The organism is Streptomyces sp. NPDC005931 (assembly GCF_042871235.1).
Lineage (GTDB): Bacteria > Actinomycetota > Actinomycetes > Streptomycetales > Streptomycetaceae > Streptomyces.
Genome location: NZ_JBIAIG010000001.1, coordinates 74,057 through 90,767 on the forward strand (window position 1 = coordinate 74,057; position 16,711 = coordinate 90,767).

At 69.5% G+C, this 16,711-nt stretch carries 14 protein-coding genes and 1 tRNA gene; 11 read left to right on the plus strand and 4 right to left on the minus strand.

The window, feature by feature from the left end; genetic code table 11:
- Nucleotides 1-32: 32 nt before the first annotated feature.
- Nucleotides 33-2,312, plus strand: coding sequence for an FdhF/YdeP family oxidoreductase (locus ACFYOV_RS00340; RefSeq protein WP_389080854.1), 2,280 nt, complete (start codon nt 33-35; stop codon nt 2,310-2,312).
- A gap of 83 nt (nt 2,313-2,395) precedes the next feature.
- Complete coding sequence (locus tag ACFYOV_RS00345; protein WP_389080856.1) at nt 2,396-2,884, plus strand: PaaI family thioesterase; 489 nt, start codon at nt 2,396-2,398, stop codon at nt 2,882-2,884.
- A 98-nt stretch (nt 2,885-2,982) separates the two neighbouring features.
- Here ACFYOV_RS00345 and ACFYOV_RS00350 read toward each other — a convergent pair whose 3' ends face one another.
- The gene (locus tag ACFYOV_RS00350) at nt 2,983-3,405 is read right to left on the minus strand and encodes a hypothetical protein (protein WP_389080858.1); all 423 of its coding nucleotides are present in this window, start codon (nt 3,403-3,405) and stop codon (nt 2,983-2,985) included.
- 166 nt (nt 3,406-3,571) lie between these two features.
- Between ACFYOV_RS00350 and ACFYOV_RS00355 the strand changes: the two genes are divergently transcribed.
- The 6 genes from ACFYOV_RS00355 to ACFYOV_RS00380 all read left to right on the plus strand — a co-directional run bounded on the left by ACFYOV_RS00355 (nt 3,572) and on the right by ACFYOV_RS00380 (nt 10,626).
- Complete coding sequence (locus ACFYOV_RS00355; RefSeq protein WP_389080860.1) at nt 3,572-4,012, plus strand: hypothetical protein; 441 nt, start codon at nt 3,572-3,574, stop codon at nt 4,010-4,012.
- Nucleotides 4,013-4,895: 883 nt separating this feature from the next.
- Nucleotides 4,896-6,125 (plus strand): branched-chain amino acid ABC transporter substrate-binding protein, encoded by a 1,230-nt coding sequence (locus ACFYOV_RS00360; RefSeq protein ID WP_389080862.1) that lies wholly within the window; start codon nt 4,896-4,898, stop codon nt 6,123-6,125.
- Between the two features lie 112 nt (nt 6,126-6,237).
- Complete coding sequence (locus tag ACFYOV_RS00365; RefSeq protein ID WP_389080864.1) at nt 6,238-7,170, plus strand: branched-chain amino acid ABC transporter permease; 933 nt, start codon at nt 6,238-6,240, stop codon at nt 7,168-7,170.
- A 5-nt stretch (nt 7,171-7,175) separates the two neighbouring features.
- Nucleotides 7,176-8,999: a branched-chain amino acid ABC transporter permease gene (locus ACFYOV_RS00370; RefSeq protein WP_389080867.1), complete on the plus strand. Its 1,824-nt coding sequence runs from the start codon at nt 7,176-7,178 to the stop codon at nt 8,997-8,999.
- 5 nt (nt 9,000-9,004) lie between these two features.
- Nucleotides 9,005-9,913 (plus strand): ABC transporter ATP-binding protein, encoded by a 909-nt coding sequence (locus ACFYOV_RS00375; RefSeq protein WP_389080869.1) that lies wholly within the window; start codon nt 9,005-9,007, stop codon nt 9,911-9,913.
- Nucleotides 9,910-10,626 (plus strand): ABC transporter ATP-binding protein, encoded by a 717-nt coding sequence (locus tag ACFYOV_RS00380; protein ID WP_389080871.1) that lies wholly within the window; start codon nt 9,910-9,912, stop codon nt 10,624-10,626. The genes ACFYOV_RS00375 and ACFYOV_RS00380 overlap by 4 nt, the downstream gene beginning before the upstream one ends.
- A gap of 102 nt (nt 10,627-10,728) precedes the next feature.
- Here ACFYOV_RS00380 and ACFYOV_RS00385 read toward each other — a convergent pair whose 3' ends face one another.
- Nucleotides 10,729-11,385 carry an ANTAR domain-containing response regulator gene (locus ACFYOV_RS00385; RefSeq protein ID WP_389080873.1) on the minus strand — a complete coding sequence of 219 codons (657 nt, stop codon included), beginning with the start codon at nt 11,383-11,385 and terminating at the stop codon, nt 10,729-10,731.
- A 101-nt stretch (nt 11,386-11,486) separates the two neighbouring features.
- Between ACFYOV_RS00385 and ACFYOV_RS00390 the strand changes: the two genes are divergently transcribed.
- Nucleotides 11,487-11,569: transfer RNA gene (locus ACFYOV_RS00390), tRNA-Leu, on the plus strand.
- A gap of 87 nt (nt 11,570-11,656) precedes the next feature.
- A complete protein-coding gene (locus tag ACFYOV_RS00395; protein ID WP_389080876.1) occupies nt 11,657-12,430 on the plus strand; it encodes a helix-turn-helix domain-containing protein in 774 nt (257 codons plus the stop codon).
- A gap of 17 nt (nt 12,431-12,447) precedes the next feature.
- On the opposite strand, the gene pyk is transcribed toward ACFYOV_RS00395, so the two are convergent.
- Both pyk and ACFYOV_RS00405 read right to left on the minus strand, forming a co-directional pair.
- Complete coding sequence (gene pyk, locus ACFYOV_RS00400) at nt 12,448-13,884, minus strand: pyruvate kinase (RefSeq protein ID WP_389080879.1); 1,437 nt, start codon at nt 13,882-13,884, stop codon at nt 12,448-12,450.
- A gap of 158 nt (nt 13,885-14,042) precedes the next feature.
- Nucleotides 14,043-14,744, minus strand: coding sequence for an SIMPL domain-containing protein (locus ACFYOV_RS00405; protein WP_389080881.1), 702 nt, complete (start codon nt 14,742-14,744; stop codon nt 14,043-14,045).
- Nucleotides 14,745-14,891: 147 nt separating this feature from the next.
- Here ACFYOV_RS00405 and ACFYOV_RS00410 point away from each other — a divergent pair, with 147 nt between their 5' ends.
- Entirely contained in the window at nt 14,892-16,706 is a 1,815-nt protein-coding gene (locus tag ACFYOV_RS00410) for a bifunctional metallophosphatase/5'-nucleotidase (protein WP_389080883.1), read from the plus strand.
- Nucleotides 16,707-16,711 lie beyond the last annotated feature (5 nt).

The following is a 16,711-nucleotide window of genomic DNA, read 5'->3' on the forward strand; positions in this document are numbered from 1 at the left end:
AGCTCACACGTGTCCGCGAAGAGGAGTGCGCGATGGCCACGAAGCCGCCCAAGGGTGATCCGGTGCAGGACGCGCCGCGGGTCGCCGAGCCCCAGCACGCGGCCGCGGGACTCCCGGCGATCGGCCACACGCTGCGCATGGCCCAGCAGCAGATGGGAGTGCGGCGCACGGCGCTGACGCTGCTCAACGTCAACCAGAAGGACGGCTTCGACTGTCCGGGCTGCGCCTGGCCGGAGCCGGAGCACCGGCACAGGGCGGAGTTCTGCGAGAACGGCGCGAAGGCGGTGGCGGAGGAGGCCACCCTGCGCCGGGTGACGCCCGAGTTCTTCGCCGAGCACCCGGTCTCCGACCTGGCCGGCCGCAGCGGCTACTGGCTCGGCCAGCAGGGCCGGCTGACCCACCCCATGTACCTCCCCGAGGGGGGCGACCACTACGAGCCGGTCACCTGGGAGCGTGCCTTCGACATCGTTGCGGAGGACATCGCCGCCCTCTCCTCCCCCGACGAGGCGGTCTTCTACACCTCGGGACGCACCAGCAACGAGGCCGCCTTCCTCTACCAGCTGTTCGCCCGCGAGCTGGGCACCAACAACCTGCCCGACTGCTCGAACATGTGCCACGAGTCCTCCGGCTCGGCCCTGTCGGAGACGATCGGCGTCGGCAAGGGCAGCGTCCTGCTGGACGACCTGTACAAGGCGGACCTGATCGTGGTCGCCGGCCAGAACCCCGGCACCAACCATCCCCGCATGCTGTCCGCCCTGGAGAAGGCCAAGGCCAACGGCGCGCGGATCATCACCGTCAACCCGCTCCCGGAAGCGGGCATGGAGCGCTTCAAGAACCCGCAGACCGCCAAGGGCCTGACCACCGGCTCCGCGCTGACGGACCTGTTCCTCCAGATCCGCCTCGGGGGCGACCAGGCCCTCTTCCGCATCCTCAACCGGCTGGTCCTCGACACGCCCGGCGCCGTCGACGAGGACTTCGTCCGGGAGCACACCCACGGCTACGAGGAGTTCGCCGAGGCCGCGCGGGCCGCCGACTGGGACCAGACGCTCGCGGCGACCGGACTTTCGCGCGGGGACATCGAGAAGGCCCTGCGGATGGTCCTGGAGTCCCGGCGCACCATCGTGTGCTGGGCGATGGGCCTCACCCAGCACAAGCACTCGGTGCCCACGATCCGCGAGATCGTCAACTTCCTCCTGCTGCGCGGCGACATCGGCCGCCCGGGCGCGGGCCTGTGCCCGGTGCGCGGGCACTCCAACGTGCAGGGCGACCGCACCATGGGCATCGTCGAACGCCCCGCCCCGGCCTTCCTGGACGCCCTGGAGAAGGAGTTCGGCTTCGCTCCCCCGCGCGAGCACGGCTACGACGTCGTGCGGGCCATCCGCGCGCTGCGCGACGGCGACGCCAAGGTCTTCTTCGCCATGGGCGGCAACTTCGTCTCGGCCTCCCCCGACACCGAGGTCACCGAGACGGCGATGCGCCGCGCCCGGCTCACCGTGCACGTGTCGACCAAGCTCAACCGCTCCCACGTCGTCACCGGCGCGCGGGCGCTGATCCTGCCGACCCTGGGCCGCACCGAGCGCGACGTCCGGGCCGGCGGCGAGCAGTTCGTGACCGTCGAGGACTCCATGGGCATGGTGCACGCCTCCCGGGGCCGTCTGGAACCGGCGAGCCCGCACCTGCTGTCCGAGCCTGCCATCGTGTGCCGGCTGGCCCGCCGGGTGCTCGGCGCGGACAGCAGGGTGCCGTGGGAGGAGTTCGAGCAGGACTACGCGGCCGTCCGGGACCGCATCGCGCGCGTGATCCCCGGCTTCGAGGACTTCAACGCGCGGGCGGCCCGCCCGGGGGGCTTCGCGCTCCCCCATGCCCCGCGCGACGAACGGCGCTTCCCGACGGCCACCGGGAAGGCCAACTTCACGGCGGCACCGGTGGAGTACCCCGAGCTGCCCGAGGGGCGGCTGCTGCTGCAGACGCTGCGTTCGCACGACCAGTACAACACCACGATCTACGGTCTCGACGACCGTTACCGGGGCATCCGCGACGGTCGCCGGGTGGTGCTGGTCAACCCGGAGGACGCGCGGGCGCTGGGGTTCGCGGACGGCTCGTACGCGGACCTGGTCGGCGAGTGGAAGGACGGGGTGGAGCGCAGGGCGCCCGGTTTCCGCGTCGTGCACTACCCGACGGCGCGCGGGTGCGCCGCCGCGTACTACCCGGAGACCAACGTCCTGGTGCCGCTCGACGCCACCGCGGACACCAGCAACACCCCGGCCAGCAAGTCCGTGGTGGTCCGTCTGGAACAATCGGCGACCGACTGAGCGTTTGCTCAGCGACGGCGCGGCGGCGCAGGACGCGGTCCGCGCCGTCCGCCGCATTGATCGACGAAAGGGAGCCGGGCCCCATGGGAGAGCAGCAGCACGTGAAGTTCCCGCAAGAGGTCATCGACGAGTACGCCGCGCTCGGGGTCGATCTCCAGGCGCTGTTCTCGGCCGGGCACCTCGGGACGCGGATGGGCGTGCAGATCCTCGAGGCCTCGGCCGAGCGGGTCGTCGGGACGATGCCGGTGGAGGGCAACACCCAGCCGTACGGGCTGCTGCACGGCGGCGCCTCCGCGGTGCTGGCCGAGACGCTGGGCTCGGTGGGGTCGATGCTGCACGGCGGCAGCTCGAAGATCGCCGTGGGGGTCGACCTGAACTGCACCCATCACCGCGGTGTGCGCTCGGGCATGGTCACCGGGGTGGCCACACCGGTGCACCGGGGCCGGTCCACGGCCACGTACGAGATTGTGATCACCGACGAGGCGGACAAGCGGGTGTGCACCGCGCGGCTGACCTGCCTGCTGCGGGACGTGAACCCCGCCGACGCGGAGCGGGTGAACGCGGGGGGCTGACCGCACCACGCCCGCGGTGCGCGGCGGCTCGCCGCCCCGCACCGCACACGGCGTGACGCCGCCCGCTCCCGGGGCAGGAGCGGGCGGCGATCCCCGCGTCAGGACTTGGTCGAGCCGCTGCAGTACCAGTCGCCGTAGCGGCTGCCGCCGCTGTAGCGGGCCTCGCACACCCGCACCGTCACGTTCTCGTTGATGTCGTAGTTGCACTGGCGGATCTCGGTGCCGTTGTCACCGATGCTGGTGGTGTCGTAACAGCCGGTGCGAAGATCCGTCCAGGTGTACGCGTCGCAGCCGACGTTGGCGCAGACCCGCTGCTGGATCTTGCCGTGCACCGCGTAGCCGTCGGCGGCGTGGTCGGTGATGTAGAGCCAGTCGCCGTCGGGGTAGAAGGTCGACGTCCCCCAGCTCTTGACCACCGAGACGTTGAGCCCGCTCGCGGTGGCGGATCCCTCCGTCCCGGCGACCATGACCACGCTCGCCGCCAGGGCCAGACCGGCCTGTGCCGGCCGCTTGAGCCTCATACGGATCCCCCTCGCACCGATATTTGAGCGGATCATGACACCCCACCCCGTCCGCGCTGTCAACTCCTCGTGGCTGCAAGCGAGATGAGCGGCCCGCCCCCTCGTGGCGGAGCGTGGCGCCGCGCCGCCATTGCCCCGGGACCCCCGGGGCCCTAGCGTTCGGGGTATGGGACGGGGAGGGTTCTCTCGGCCGGCGGCGGGAGCGCTCGGACCGCGCCTCGCCGCGGCACTCCTCGCCGGCGCGCTGGCCATGGGGTGCGGTGCGTCCGGCTCCGGCGGCACGTCCGGTTCCGCGGCGGCGACCGCCACCGCCCGCACCGGCACGGCGACGCCCTCGCCGCGGGCCACCTCCGCCGAGGAGGTGTGCGTCGCACTCGTCACGCACTGGTCGCGCAAGGTCCTGGACGGCACCACGTACGGCGACTACCAGTCGATGGGCCTGTCCAACGGCCAGTACGACATCCTGCGCGCGGCCGTGGAGCAGGCTCGCCCCGTCAGGGAGCGCCAAGGGACCGCAGCCGCCCACGAGGTGATCGACCGTCAGGTGCGCGAGGCCTGCGCGGAGCGGCACCGGGGCGGCCGTCCGAGCCAGGGCCCCTGGCGATGAGCGGCGTCGGCCCCGTGGAGCCGGGCGAGGGCACGCACGCCCGGGACCTCGCGCCCCACGGCCCCCGATACGGGCGCGGGGCACGGCACGTGGACCGGCGCCGGCGGATCACGCTCGGTGCCTTCGCCGCCGCGACCGCCCTGGCGGGCGCCGGTTACCTTCACGCCACGCGCCCCGACGAGCCCCTGCCACCGGCCCCGCCGTACCCGTCCCAGGTCACCTCCGTCGCCTACCTCGCACCACAGCCGGCCGGTCCCGGTGCGGCGGGCGAAAGCTTCCGATTCCGGGTCGAACTCGTCGTGGAATCCGGCCCTTCGGTCACCGTCGAGCGGATATCCCAGCCCTACGCGGGACTTTCCGTGATCTCCAGCCCACCGACCCCTTTCCGGACAAAAGCAGGCTCGCCACTCAAGATCACCATCAGCATGCGCGTGACGGACTGCGGAAAGGCGCCGGGGAGCGTCGGCCTTCCTTTCCTGGACGTAACGCTGCGTAATGCACGCGCAATAGAGTCCCACAGCTTCATCCTGGGGTCCCGCTACGCAAGGGACCTGTCCCGAGGCCTTCAAGTCGCCTGCGGCAACAAAAGCAGGTAATCAGCAAAACCGCTGAAGCGCCTGAACACACCCCTCCGGGTCCTGCGATTTCTCAGTATGTGGACAGGGCGAATCGGCAAGAATTCCGCCGTTCCCCCCACTCAGTACCGCTCTGCAATACGACGTGTCATAACAAGAGCGTCACAGCATTGGCCAGGCTCTCCTCCACGTTCCCCACACACGCCTAGAGTCACGCCCAGTCACCGCGCCGCCCGATTGTCACTTCGGCCCAGCGCTCGACTCGGCCGTTCCACCCGGATGCGGCCGTCAGGGGAAAGGACTGGATCGTGCGTCAACGTTCGCTCATCGCCATCACCGCCGCGCTGGCGGCGGGAGCACTCACCCTCACCGCCTGCGGCTCGCGCGACGAGAACGGCGGCGGCTCCGACTCCGGCAACGGCACCACCGTCGTCATCGGCGTCGACGCTCCGCTGACCGGCGACCTGTCGGCGCTGGGCCTCGGCATCAAGAACTCCGTCGACCTCGCGGCCAAGACCGCCAACAAGGAGAAGTACGTCGACGGCGTCACCTTCAAGATCGACGCCCGAGACGACCAGGCCCAGCCGTCCTCCGGCCAGGCCAACGCCACCACCTTCGTCGCCAACAAGGACGTCCTCGGCGTCGTCGGCCCGCTGAACTCCTCCGTCGCCGAGTCCATGCAGAAGGTCTTCGACGACGCCAAGCTCGTCCAGGTCTCGCCGGCCAACACCAACCCGGCCCTCACCCAGGGCACGGACTGGCAGAAGAGCAAGAGCCGCACGTACAAGTCGTACTTCCGCACCGCGACCACGGACGCCATCCAGGGCCCGTTCGCCGCCCAGTACCTGTACAACGACTCCAAGAAGCGCAAGGTCTTCGTCATCGACGACAAGAAGACCTACGGCGCCGGCCTCGCCGCCACCTTCAGCGAGGAGTTCAAGAAGCTCGGCGGCAAGGTCGTCGGCACCGACCACATCAACCCCGAGACCAAGGACTTCTCCGCGGTCGCCACCAAGGTCAAGAACTCCGGCGCCGACGTCGTCTACTACGGCGGCGAGTACCCGCAGGCCGGCCCGCTCAGCAAGCAGATCAAGGCCGCCGGCGCCAAGGTCCCGCTGGTCGGCGGCGACGGCATCTACAGCGCCGACTTCATCAAGCTGGCCGGCGCCAGCGGCACCGGTGACCTCGCCACCTCGGTCGGCGCGCCCGTCGAGGAGCTCGCCTCCGCCAAGGAATTCGTCGCCAACTACAAGGCCGCGGGCTACAAGGACGCCTACGAGGCCTACGGCGGCTACTCCTACGACTCGGCGTGGGCGATCATCGAGGCAGTCAAGAAGGTCGTCGAGGACAACGACGGCAAGCTCCCCGACGACGCCCGCGAGAAGGTCACCGCGGCCATGCAGAACGTCTCCTTCGACGGAGTCACCGGCAAGGTTTCCTTCGACGAGTTCGGTGACGCCACCAACAAGCAGCTCACCGTGTACGCCGTCGAGAACGGCGACTGGAAGGCGGTCAAGTCCGGCACCTACACCGGCTGACCCCACCCGCACCACCTAGAGCCGCGCGGGGCGCTGCACCACTGGCGCCCCGCGCGGACTCGCATCCGGCCCCATCCGTCGAAACTTTCCGAAACGTCTCGGAGGACATGCGGTGAACGAACTGCCGCAGCAGCTGGTCAACGGCCTGCTACTGGGATCCATGTACGGGCTGGTCGCCATCGGCTACACAATGGTCTATGGCATCGTCCAGCTCATCAACTTCGCCCACGGCGAGATCTTCATGGTGGGTGGCTTCGGCGCCCTCACCGTCTACCTCTACGTGCTGCCCGACGGCACGACCATGTGGATCGCACTCCCGCTGATGCTCCTCGGGGGCATCCTCGTGGCCGTCCTGGCCGCCGTGGGAGCGGAACGGTTCGCCTACCGCCCCCTGCGAGGCGCCCCACGCCTCGCCCCCCTCATCACCGCCATCGGCCTCTCCCTGGCCCTCCAGCAGGCCGTGTGGGCCTGGTACCCCGGCGGCGAGGACTCCCTGAACTTCCCGCAGATCGAAGGCGGCCCCTTCGAGATCGGCAGCGTCACCATCCAGACCGGCGACGTCTTCCTCTTCGTCGTCGCCCCCATCAGCATGGCCATCCTCGCCTACTTCGTGATGAAGACGCGCACCGGACGCGGCATGCAGGCCACCGCCCAGGACCCCGACACCGCCAAGCTCATGGGCATCAACACCGATCGCATCATCGTGATCGCCTTCGCCCTCGGCGCCGTGTTCGCCGCCGTCGGAGCCGTCGCCTACGGCCTCAAGTACGGCCAGGTCCAGTTCCGCATGGGATTCATCCTCGGACTCAAGGCCTTCACCGCCGCGGTCCTCGGAGGCATCGGCAACATCTACGGAGCCATGATCGGCGGACTCGCCCTCGGCATCGCCGAAACCCTGGCCACCGCCTACATCGCCGACATCCCCGGCATGGACCAGTTCGGCAGCCAGTCCTGGGCCGACGTCTGGGCCTTCGTACTCCTCATCCTCGTGCTCCTGTTCAGGCCCCAGGGCCTGCTCGGCGAGCGAGTCGCGGACAGGGCGTGACACCGATGACCACACAGACCACCGCAGCACAGTCCTCCAGCACCACCGCCGGCGCCCCCAAGGGCCTCATCGGCCTCCCGGAGACCACCGGCCGCGCCCTCGCCACCGCCGGCGGCGCCCTCGCCGTCGTCTCCACCTTCCTCGCCTGGACCTGGACCGCCGAATTCCCCGGCAACCTCACCGTCTACGGCTACCCCGGCGGCCTCCAGGTCCTCGTCCTGATCGGCGGCGCCCTCACCGCCCTCTTCGGCCTCGCCTCCTACGGCGTCAAGGGCCTGCGCTGGCTCGCCCCCGCCGGCGCCGACAGCGCCCTCAAGCTCGCCGCGCTCGGCACCTTCGCCACCACCTGGTACACGATCCTCGCGATCAGCACCAAGCTCGGCGGACTCGTCAACCTCGAGCCCGGCGGCTGGATCGCGGCCGTCGTCACCCTCCTCGCCGTCCTCGGCGCACTCGCCCTGCCGTTCGAGCGACCGGCCCCCGACCCCATCGACCCCGACGACACCGGCTGGGAGCAGTTCCGCCACAAGGCACGCCACCAGGGCGCCGTCCTCAAGGCGGCCGTCGCCGGCGGCACCGCCAAGCCCGCCCGCCCGCTCCCCTCCTACGCCGAGATCCTGATCATCGTCGCCGCCCTCACCGTCGGCCTCATCGTCTTCACCTACGGCATCGGCACCGAGTACGACGAACTGTTCGTCGGCTTCCTCATCACCGCCGGCTTCGGCTTCGGCGCCGCCGCCAAGTCCGGACTGATCAAGCGGGTCTCCGCGGTCACCGCCAAGCACCGCACGATCACCATGATCGGCGCGTTCGCCGCGGCCGCCGCCTTCCCCTTCACCCAGTCCGACGACCAGTACGCCACCATCGGCGTCTACATCCTGATCTTCGCGACCGTCGCCCTCGGCCTGAACATCGTCGTCGGCCTGGCCGGCCTCCTCGACCTCGGATACGTCGCCTTCCTCGGCGTCGGCGCCTACACCGCCGCCCTGGTCTCCGGAAGCCCCTCCAGCCCCTTCGACGTCCACCTCCCCTTCTGGGTCAGCGCCCTCCTCGGCGCGGTCGTCGCCATGGTCTTCGGCGTCCTCATCGGCGCCCCCACCCTGCGCCTGCGCGGCGACTACCTCGCCATCGTCACCCTCGGCTTCGGTGAGATCTTCCGCATCGCCGTCCTCAACACCGACGGCACCTCCGGACCCGACCTCACCAACGGCTCCAACGGCGTCTCCTCGATCCCGAACCTCAACATCCTCGGCTTCGACTTCGGGCAGGAACACACCATCGCCGGGTTCACCATCGCCCGGTTCGCCAACTACTTCCTGCTGATGCTCCTCATCACGCTCGTCGTCGTCGTGGTCTTCCGGCGCAGCAGCGACTCCCGCATCGGCCGCGCCTGGGTCGCCATCCGCGAGGACGAGACCGCCGCCCTCGCCATGGGCATCAACGGCTTCCGCGTCAAGCTGATCGCCTTCGCCCTCGGCGCCACCCTCGCCGGCCTCGCCGGCACCGTCCAGGCCCACGTCACCTACACCGTCACACCCGAGCAGTACCAGTTCGCCCACGTCGTCCCGCCCAACAGCGCCTTCCTGCTCGCCGCGGTCGTCCTCGGCGGCATGGGCACCATCAGCGGACCCCTCGTCGGCGCGGCCCTGCTCTACCTCATCCCCGCCAAGCTCCAGTTCCTCGGCGACTACCAGCTCTTCGCCTTCGGACTCGCGCTCGTCCTCCTGATGCGCTTCCGTCCGGAAGGCCTCATCCCCAACCGGCGTCGCCAGCTCGAATTCCACGAAGAGGCCGAAGCGCCCACAGTCCTCAGCAAGGCAGGGGCCTGACCACGATGACCACTGACACGACCACCCAGAGCGCCACCACGGGCGCCACCCCCGGCGACACCGTCCTCGACGCCCGCGGCGTGACCATGCGCTTCGGCGGCCTCACCGCCGTCAGCGACGTCGACCTCACCGTCAACAGCGGCGAGATCGTCGGCCTCATCGGCCCCAACGGCGCCGGCAAGACCACATTCTTCAACTGCCTCACCGGCCTCTACATCCCCACCGAAGGAGCGGTCCGCTACAAGGGCCAGGTCCTGCCGCCCAAATCCTTCAAGGTCACCGCCGCCGGCATCGCCCGCACCTTCCAGAACATCCGTCTCTTCTCCAACATGACGGTCCTGGAAAACGTCCTCGTCGGACGCCACACCCGCACCAAGGAGGGCCTCTGGTCCGCCCTCCTGCGCGGCCCCGGCTTCCACAAGGCCGAGGCGGCCTCCCGCGTCCGCGCCATGGAACTGCTCGAGTTCGTCGGCCTCGCCGGCAAGGCCGAACACCTCGCCCGCAACCTCCCCTACGGCGAGCAGCGCAAGCTCGAGATCGCCCGCGCCCTCGCCAGCGAGCCCGGCCTGCTGCTCCTCGACGAACCCACGGCCGGCATGAACCCGCAGGAGACCCGCGCCGCCGAGGAACTCATCTTCGCCATCCGCAACAAGGGCATCGCCGTCCTCGTCATCGAGCACGACATGCGGTTCATCATGAACCTCTGCGACCGCGTCGCCGTCCTCGTCCAGGGCAAGAAGCTCATCGAAGGCGACCCCGCCACCGTCCAGCGCGACGAACGCGTCATCGCCGCCTACCTCGGAGAAACCCTCGAGAACGACCCCGGCGCCGAGGAAGCAGCCGAAGTCGACGCCGCCGAAGCCGCGGCCGAGACCACCACGGACGCCGCGCCCGGCAAGGAGACCGACCGATGACCGCACTCCTCGAAGTCGAAGACCTCCGGGTCGCCTACGGCAAGATCGAAGCCGTCAAGGGCATCTCGTTCAAGGTCAACGCCGGTGAAGTGGTCACCCTCATCGGCACCAACGGCGCCGGCAAGACCACCACCCTGCGCACCCTCTCCGGCCTCCTCAAGCCGGTCGGCGGCCAGATCAAGTTCAACGGCAAGTCCCTCAAGAAGACCCCCGCCCACGAGATCGTCTCCCACGGCCTCGCCCACTCCCCCGAGGGGCGGCACATCTTCCCCCGCATGACCATCGAGGACAACCTCCGCCTCGGCGCCTTCCTGCGCAACGACAAGGCAGCCATCGAGAAGGACATCCAACGCGCCTACGACCTCTTCCCCATCCTCGGGGAACGCCGCAAGCAGGCCGCGGGCACCCTCTCCGGCGGAGAACAGCAGATGCTCGCCATGGGCAGGGCCCTGATGTCCCAGCCCAAGCTCCTCATGCTCGACGAGCCGTCCATGGGCCTCTCGCCGATCATGATGCAGAAGATCATGGCGACCATCGCGGAACTGAAGTCCCAGGGCACCACCATCCTGCTCGTCGAGCAGAACGCCCAGGCCGCGCTCTCCCTCGCGGACCACGGCCACGTCATGGAGGTCGGCAACATCGTCCTGTCCGGCACCGGCCAGGACCTCCTCCACGACGAGTCGGTGCGCAAGGCCTATCTCGGCGAGGACTGAGCGGGAAGACCCAGGCCCCGGCACCCCGGACCCGCACGACGAGGCCCGCGCCCCCTCCACGGGGAGCGCGGGCCTCGTCGCACGTCTGCGCGGCCGCCGGGGTCAGCCCTTCGACGCCTTCTTCTCCTCGGCGTCGTCGATGACCGCCTGCGCCACCTGCTGCATCGACATCCGCCGGTCCATCGACGTCTTCTGGATCCACCGGAACGCGGCCGGCTCGGTCAGGCCGTACTCCGTCTGGAGCACCGACTTCGCCCGGTCGACCAGCTTGCGCGTCTCCAACCGCTGGCTGAGGTCGGCGACCTCGCGCTCCAGCTCCTTCAGTTCCGTGAACCGCGACACGGCCATCTCGATCGCCGGGACGACATCGCTCTTCGAGAACGGCTTCACCAGGTACGCCATCGCTCCCGCGTCCCGGGCCCGCTCCACGAGGTCGCGCTGCGAGAACGCGGTCAGCATCAGCACCGGCGCAATGCGCTCCTCGGCGATCCTCTCCGCCGCGGAGATGCCGTCGAGCTTCGGCATCTTCACGTCGAGGATCACCAGGTCGGGCCGGTGCTCACGGGCCAGCTCGACGGCCTGCTCGCCGTCACCGGCCTCGCCGACGACGGTGTAGCCCTCCTCCTCCAGCATCTCTTTGAGGTCGAGCCGGATCAGGGCCTCGTCCTCGGCGATCACGACACGGGTCGTCATCGGAGGCACGTGCGACTTGTCGTCATCGGGCACGTCAACAGGCTGGGGCGACTCGGGGGCGCTCACGTGGGCTCCTTGGTGCGGGCCGGGCAGGTGCTGCTGCCTATGCAGCCTACCTAGCGGCGGCGACCGTGGATGACCCGGTATGCTTCCGGAGAGCCACTCCTGCCGGGTTGGTGGAAGGGTATACACGGATGTCTCAAACACATCTGCCCGTGAGGGCTTGCGGGTTCGAATCCCGCACCCGGCACTCCACTGTCTGAAGCGGAGGATCACGTTCGCGTGGTTCTCCGCTTTTTGCTGCGCCAGGTCACAGCTGCTCACGCACAGTGTTCGCATGAGGTTTCGTGGAGCGGACGTACGACAGCACGCGCTGACCCTGTTGCGGGACGGTGCCGGGAACGCGGAGGTCGCCCGAGCACTCAACGTCCCGCCGGGGACGGTGAGCTACTGGAAGCACGTCGACCGGGCCAAGCGCGGCGAGTGCCCCGGCATACATCGTGCCGGGTGCCCTCTGTGCCACGGTCGGGCCCTCGACGAGCAGGCCTACAGCTACCTGCTGGGCCTCTACCTCGGTGACGGGCACATCAGTCACTACGACGGGCACCGCGTCCCGAGCCTCATGATCACCTGCGACCAGGGCTGGCCCGGCCTCATGGACGCCTGCGAGGAGGCTGTGCGGGCCGTGTTCCCGGGGCATGCCGTGTGCCGAGTCCGCAAGACCGGCTGCCGCAATGTGAAGGTTTACTCGAAGCACCTCACCTGTCTCTTCCCCCAGCACGGCCCCGGCAAGAAGCACGAGCGGGCGATCGTCCTCGAGCCGTGGCAGCGGGCCGTCGTCGACGCGTATCCCTGGGAGTTCGTCCGGGGACTCGTGCACTCCGACGGGTGCCGGATGACCAACTGGGCCACCCGGACGGTCGGTGGGGAGCGGAAGCGGTACGAGTATCCGCGGTACTTCTTCACCAACAAGTCGGCCGACATCCGGCGGCTCTACACCGACACCCTCGACCGGCTCGGCGTCGAGTGGACCGAGAGCGGGTTCAACGTCTCCGTGGCCCGGAGGGCGTCCGTCGCCCTCATGGACCTGCGGGTGGGCCCCAAGCACTGACCCGGGGCCCGGCGTCGCTACTGGGGGGTGTCGTTCTCGCCGATGTGGTGGACCCTGACCATGTTGGTGGAGCCCGGGACCCCGGGGGGTGAGCCGGCCGTGATGACGACCGTGTCGCCCCGTTCGCAGCGGCCGTACTTCAGCAGCAGTTCGTCGACCTGGTGGACCATCGCGTCCGTGGTGTCCACGTGCGGTCCGAGGAACGTCTCCACCCCCCAGGTGACGCTGAGTTGGGAGCGCGTCGCCGGGTCGGGGGTGAAGGCGAGGAGGGGGATGGGCGAGCGGTAGCGGGAGAGGCGGCGGGCCGTGTCGCCGGACTGGGTGAAGGCGACGAGGAAGCGGGCGCCGAGGAAGTCGCCCATCTCTGCCGCGGCGCGCGCGACGGCTCCGCCCTGGGTGCGGGGTTTGTTGCGTTCGGTCAGCGGTGGCAGCCCCTTGGCGAGGATGTCCTCCTCGGCCGCTTCGACGATGCGGGCCATCGTCCGCACCGTCTCGACGGCGTACTTGCCGACGCTGGTCTCGCCGGACAGCATGACCGCGTCGGTGCCGTCGATGACGGCGTTGGCGACGTCGGAGGCTTCGGCGCGGGTGGGCCGGGAGTTGTCGATCATCGAGTCGAGCATCTGGGTGGCGACGATGACCGGTTTGGCGTTGCGCCTGGCCAGTTTGATGGCGCGTTTCTGGACGATGGGGACTTGTTCGAGGGGCATTTCGACGCCGAGGTCTCCGCGGGCGACCATGATGCCGTCGAAGGCGGCGACGATGTCGTCGATGTTCTCGACGGCCTGGGGCTTTTCGACCTTGGCGATGACGGGGAGGCGGCGGCCCTCTTCGTCCATGATGCGGTGGACGTCCTTGATGTCGCGGCCGCTGCGGACGAAGGAGAGGGCGACGACGTCGAATCCGGTGCGCAGGGCCCAGCGCAGGTCGTCTTCGTCCTTCTTGGAGAGGGCGGGGACGGAGACGGCGACTCCGGGCAGGTTGAGGCCCTTGTGGTCGGAGACCATGCCGCCTTCGACGACGGTGGTGCGGACGTGGGGGCCGTCGACGGCGGTGACTTCGAGGGTGACCTTTCCGTCGTCGACGAGGATGCGTTCGCCGGGGGTGACGTCGTCGGCGAGGCCGGCGTAGGTGGTGCCGCAGGTGTGGCGGTCGCCTTCGGTGCCCTCTTCCACGGTGACGGTGAAGGTGTCGCCGCGTTCAAGGAGTACGGGGCCTTCGGTGAAGCTGCCGAGTCTGATTTTCGGGCCCTGAAGGTCGGCGAGGATGCCGACGCTGCGGCCGGTTTCGTCGGCGGCCTTGCGGACTCGCCGGTAGCGCTCCTCGTGCTCGGCGTGGCTGCCGTGGCTGAGGTTGAATCGGGCGATGTCCATTCCGGCGTCGACCAGTGCTTTGATCTGGTCGTACGAGTGGGTGGCGGGCCCCAGGGTGCAGACGATTTTTGCTCGGCGCATGGGTCGAGCCTAGGGCTTACCGGCGGGTAGTGATTTGGTCGTGTGTGACGACTCAACGGCGCGCGGGTGAATGGTTTTTGACAAGGGTTGAATGGTGCTGCGGGTCGCTCCGACGGGCATCTGGCGGGCGGGGAACGGGGTTTCGAATTCCGTTTGCCTCACAGGTGCGGCGGCGTCATGGTGAATCGCGCGTCGACGCGGGCGTGGATTTCCTGGCGGCGGGGTTGCAGGTCGAGGGGCGGGGGTCCGGCGTCTTCGGCGGCCTGGGGGTGGGCCAGGGCGCGGGCGTGCGGGTGGGGCGGGTGGTCGTCGGTGCCGAGGTCGGTGAGTTCGACGAGGGCGGCGAGGGTGGTGCCGAGTGCCTCGGCGTACTCGCGGGCGCGCCGGACGGCGTCGTGGACCGCCTGTTGTCTGGCGCTGCGGTGGGCCGGGGAGTCGGGGCGCAGGGTCCACCAGGGGCCGTCGACTCGGGTGAGGTCGAGGTCGGCGAGGCGGGTGGCGAGTTCGCCGAGGGCGGTGAAGTCGTTGAGTTCGGCGGTGAGGTGGACGGTGCCGTGGTGGGTGCGGACGCGTTCGCCGCGACCGCGCCGGGTGAGTTCGGGGGTGACGGTGAGGGGGCCGGTTTCGAGGCGCTCGACGGTGTCGCCGTAGGTCCTGAGCAGGTCGAGGACGGTGGTGTTGCGGCGGGTGAGGTCGTCGAGGGTGGTGCGCCGGTCGTGTCCGCGGGCGGTGACGGTGATGTCGAGGGCGGCGAGGTCGGGGGCGACGTGGAGGCGTGCCTCGCCGCGGACGGTGAGGTGGGGGGTGTCGGGGGTGCCGTGGGGGGCTGGGTGCTGGGGCGTTGCTGCCGGCGGGGTCATACGTCCCACTGTGTCACCGGTCGTGCGGTGCGGGGCGTGTGCCGGTCATCAGATCGCAACCTGGGGGGTCTGTTCGGGATGGACGTGTTCAGGTCAGAATCGTCGCGCGAATCTACGCGCGTTGTTCGTCGTCGAGGAGAACCTGACATGCCGTTGAACCGCCGGAAGTTCCTGCAGAGGTCCGCCGTGACGGGAGCGGGGGTGGCGCTGGCGGGTACGGCGGCGGCTCCCGCCGCCGAGGCTGCCGGGGCCGTCGAGGCGGGACGGGGGAGGAAGCCGGTGAAGCGGTACGCGCTGACCGTGATGGGGACGACGGATCTCCACGGACACGTCTTCAACTGGGACTACTTCAAGGACGCCGAGTACACCGACACGGCCGGCAACGCCCAGGGTCTGGCGCGGGTGTCGACGCTGGTGAACCAGGTCCGGGAGGAGAAGGGCCGGGAGAACACGCTGCTGCTGGACGCGGGCGACACGATCCAGGGCACCCCGCTGACGTACTACTTCGCGAAGGTGGACCCGATCACCGCCGAGGGCGGTCCGGTGCACCCGATGGCACAGGCGATGAACGCCATTGGGTACGACGCGGTGGCGCTCGGCAACCACGAGTTCAACTACGGCATCGAGACGCTGCGCAAGTTCGAGCAGCAGTGCGACTTTCCGCTGCTGGGTGCCAACGCACTGGACGCGAAGACGCTGAAGCCCGCCTTCCCCCCGTACTTCGTCAAGAAGTTCCGCGTGCAGGGTGGCCCGCCGGTGACGGTGGCGGTGCTGGGGCTGACGAACCCGGGCATCGCGATCTGGGACAAGGCGTACGTGCAGGGGAAGCTGACGTTTCCTGGTCTGGAGGAGCAGGCGGCGAAGTGGGTGCCGAAGCTGCGCTCGATGGGCGCGGACGTGGTCGTGGTGTCGGCGCACTCCGGCTCCTCGGGGACGTCGTCGTACGGTGACCAGTTGCCGTACGTGGAGAATGCGGCGGCGAACGTGGCGCGGACGGTTCCGGGGATCGACGCGATCCTGGTCGGTCACGCGCACAAGGAGATCGCCGAGCTGCTGGTCACCAATGAGGAGACGGGCAGGGCGGTCGTGCTGTCGGAGCCGCTGTGCTACGCGGAGCGGCTGACGCTGTTCGACTTCGAGCTGGTCTTCGAACGGGGCCGGTGGCGGGTGGAGTCGGTCCGGGCGTCGTTGCGGAACGCGGCGACGGTCGAGGACGACCCGGCGATCACCCGGTTGCTGTCGGACGAGCACGCGCGGGTCGTGGAGTACGTCAACCAGGTGGTGGGCACGGCCACCGAGACACTGACGACGGCGGAGGCGCGCTACAGGGACGCGCCGATCGTCGACCTGATCAACAAGGTCCAGGAGGACGTGGTCAGGGCGGCGCTGGCGGGCACGGAGTACGCCTCGCTGCCGGTGCTGTCGCAGGCGTCGCCGTTCTCGCGGACCTCGGAGATCCCGGCGGGCCAGGTGACGATCCGGGACCTGTCGAGCCTGTACGTGTACGACAACACGCTGGTCGCGAAGCTGATGACGGGGGCGCAGCTCCGGGCGTACCTGGAGTACTCGGCGGAGTACTTCGTGCGGACGGCGGCCGGTGAGCCGGTGGACGTGGCGAAGCTGACGAACGCGAACGGCCGTCCGGACTACAACTACGACTACGTGTCGGGGCTGGCGTACGACATCGACATAGCGCAGCCGGCCGGGGCGCGGATCAGGAACCTCACGTTCGGCGGGGCTCCGCTGGACGACGCCCGGCAGTTCGTGTTCGCGGTGAACAACTACCGGGCGAACGGCGGTGGTGCGTTCCCGCACGTGGCGTCGGCGAAGGAGCTGTGGGCGGAGTCGACGGAGATCCGTACGCGGATCGCGGAGTGGGTGACGGCGAAGGGTGTGCTGGATCCGAAGGACTTCGCGTCGGTGGACTGGAGGCTGACGCGGGACGGCACGCCGGTGTTCTGATCCTC

What these genes read in the sequence shown, in the direction of transcription:
- ACFYOV_RS00340 (WP_389080854.1), top strand. Translation starts at nt 33, where the DNA reads ATGGCCACGAAGCCGCCCAAGGGTGATCCGGTGCAGGACGCGCCGCGG.
- ACFYOV_RS00345 (WP_389080856.1), top strand. Translation starts at nt 2,396, where the DNA reads ATGGGAGAGCAGCAGCACGTGAAGTTCCCGCAAGAGGTCATCGACGAG.
- ACFYOV_RS00350 (WP_389080858.1), bottom strand. Translation starts at nt 3,405, where the DNA reads ATGAGGCTCAAGCGGCCGGCACAGGCCGGTCTGGCCCTGGCGGCGAGC.
- ACFYOV_RS00355 (WP_389080860.1), top strand. Translation starts at nt 3,572, where the DNA reads ATGGGACGGGGAGGGTTCTCTCGGCCGGCGGCGGGAGCGCTCGGACCG.
- ACFYOV_RS00370 (WP_389080867.1), top strand. Translation starts at nt 7,176, where the DNA reads ATGACCACACAGACCACCGCAGCACAGTCCTCCAGCACCACCGCCGGC.
- ACFYOV_RS00375 (WP_389080869.1), top strand. Translation starts at nt 9,005, where the DNA reads ATGACCACTGACACGACCACCCAGAGCGCCACCACGGGCGCCACCCCC.
- ACFYOV_RS00380 (WP_389080871.1), top strand. Translation starts at nt 9,910, where the DNA reads ATGACCGCACTCCTCGAAGTCGAAGACCTCCGGGTCGCCTACGGCAAG.
- ACFYOV_RS00395 (WP_389080876.1), top strand. Translation starts at nt 11,657, where the DNA reads ATGAGGTTTCGTGGAGCGGACGTACGACAGCACGCGCTGACCCTGTTG.
- pyk (WP_389080879.1), bottom strand. Translation starts at nt 13,884, where the DNA reads ATGCGCCGAGCAAAAATCGTCTGCACCCTGGGGCCCGCCACCCACTCG.
- ACFYOV_RS00405 (WP_389080881.1), bottom strand. Translation starts at nt 14,744, where the DNA reads ATGACCCCGCCGGCAGCAACGCCCCAGCACCCAGCCCCCCACGGCACC.
- ACFYOV_RS00410 (WP_389080883.1), top strand. Translation starts at nt 14,892, where the DNA reads ATGCCGTTGAACCGCCGGAAGTTCCTGCAGAGGTCCGCCGTGACGGGA.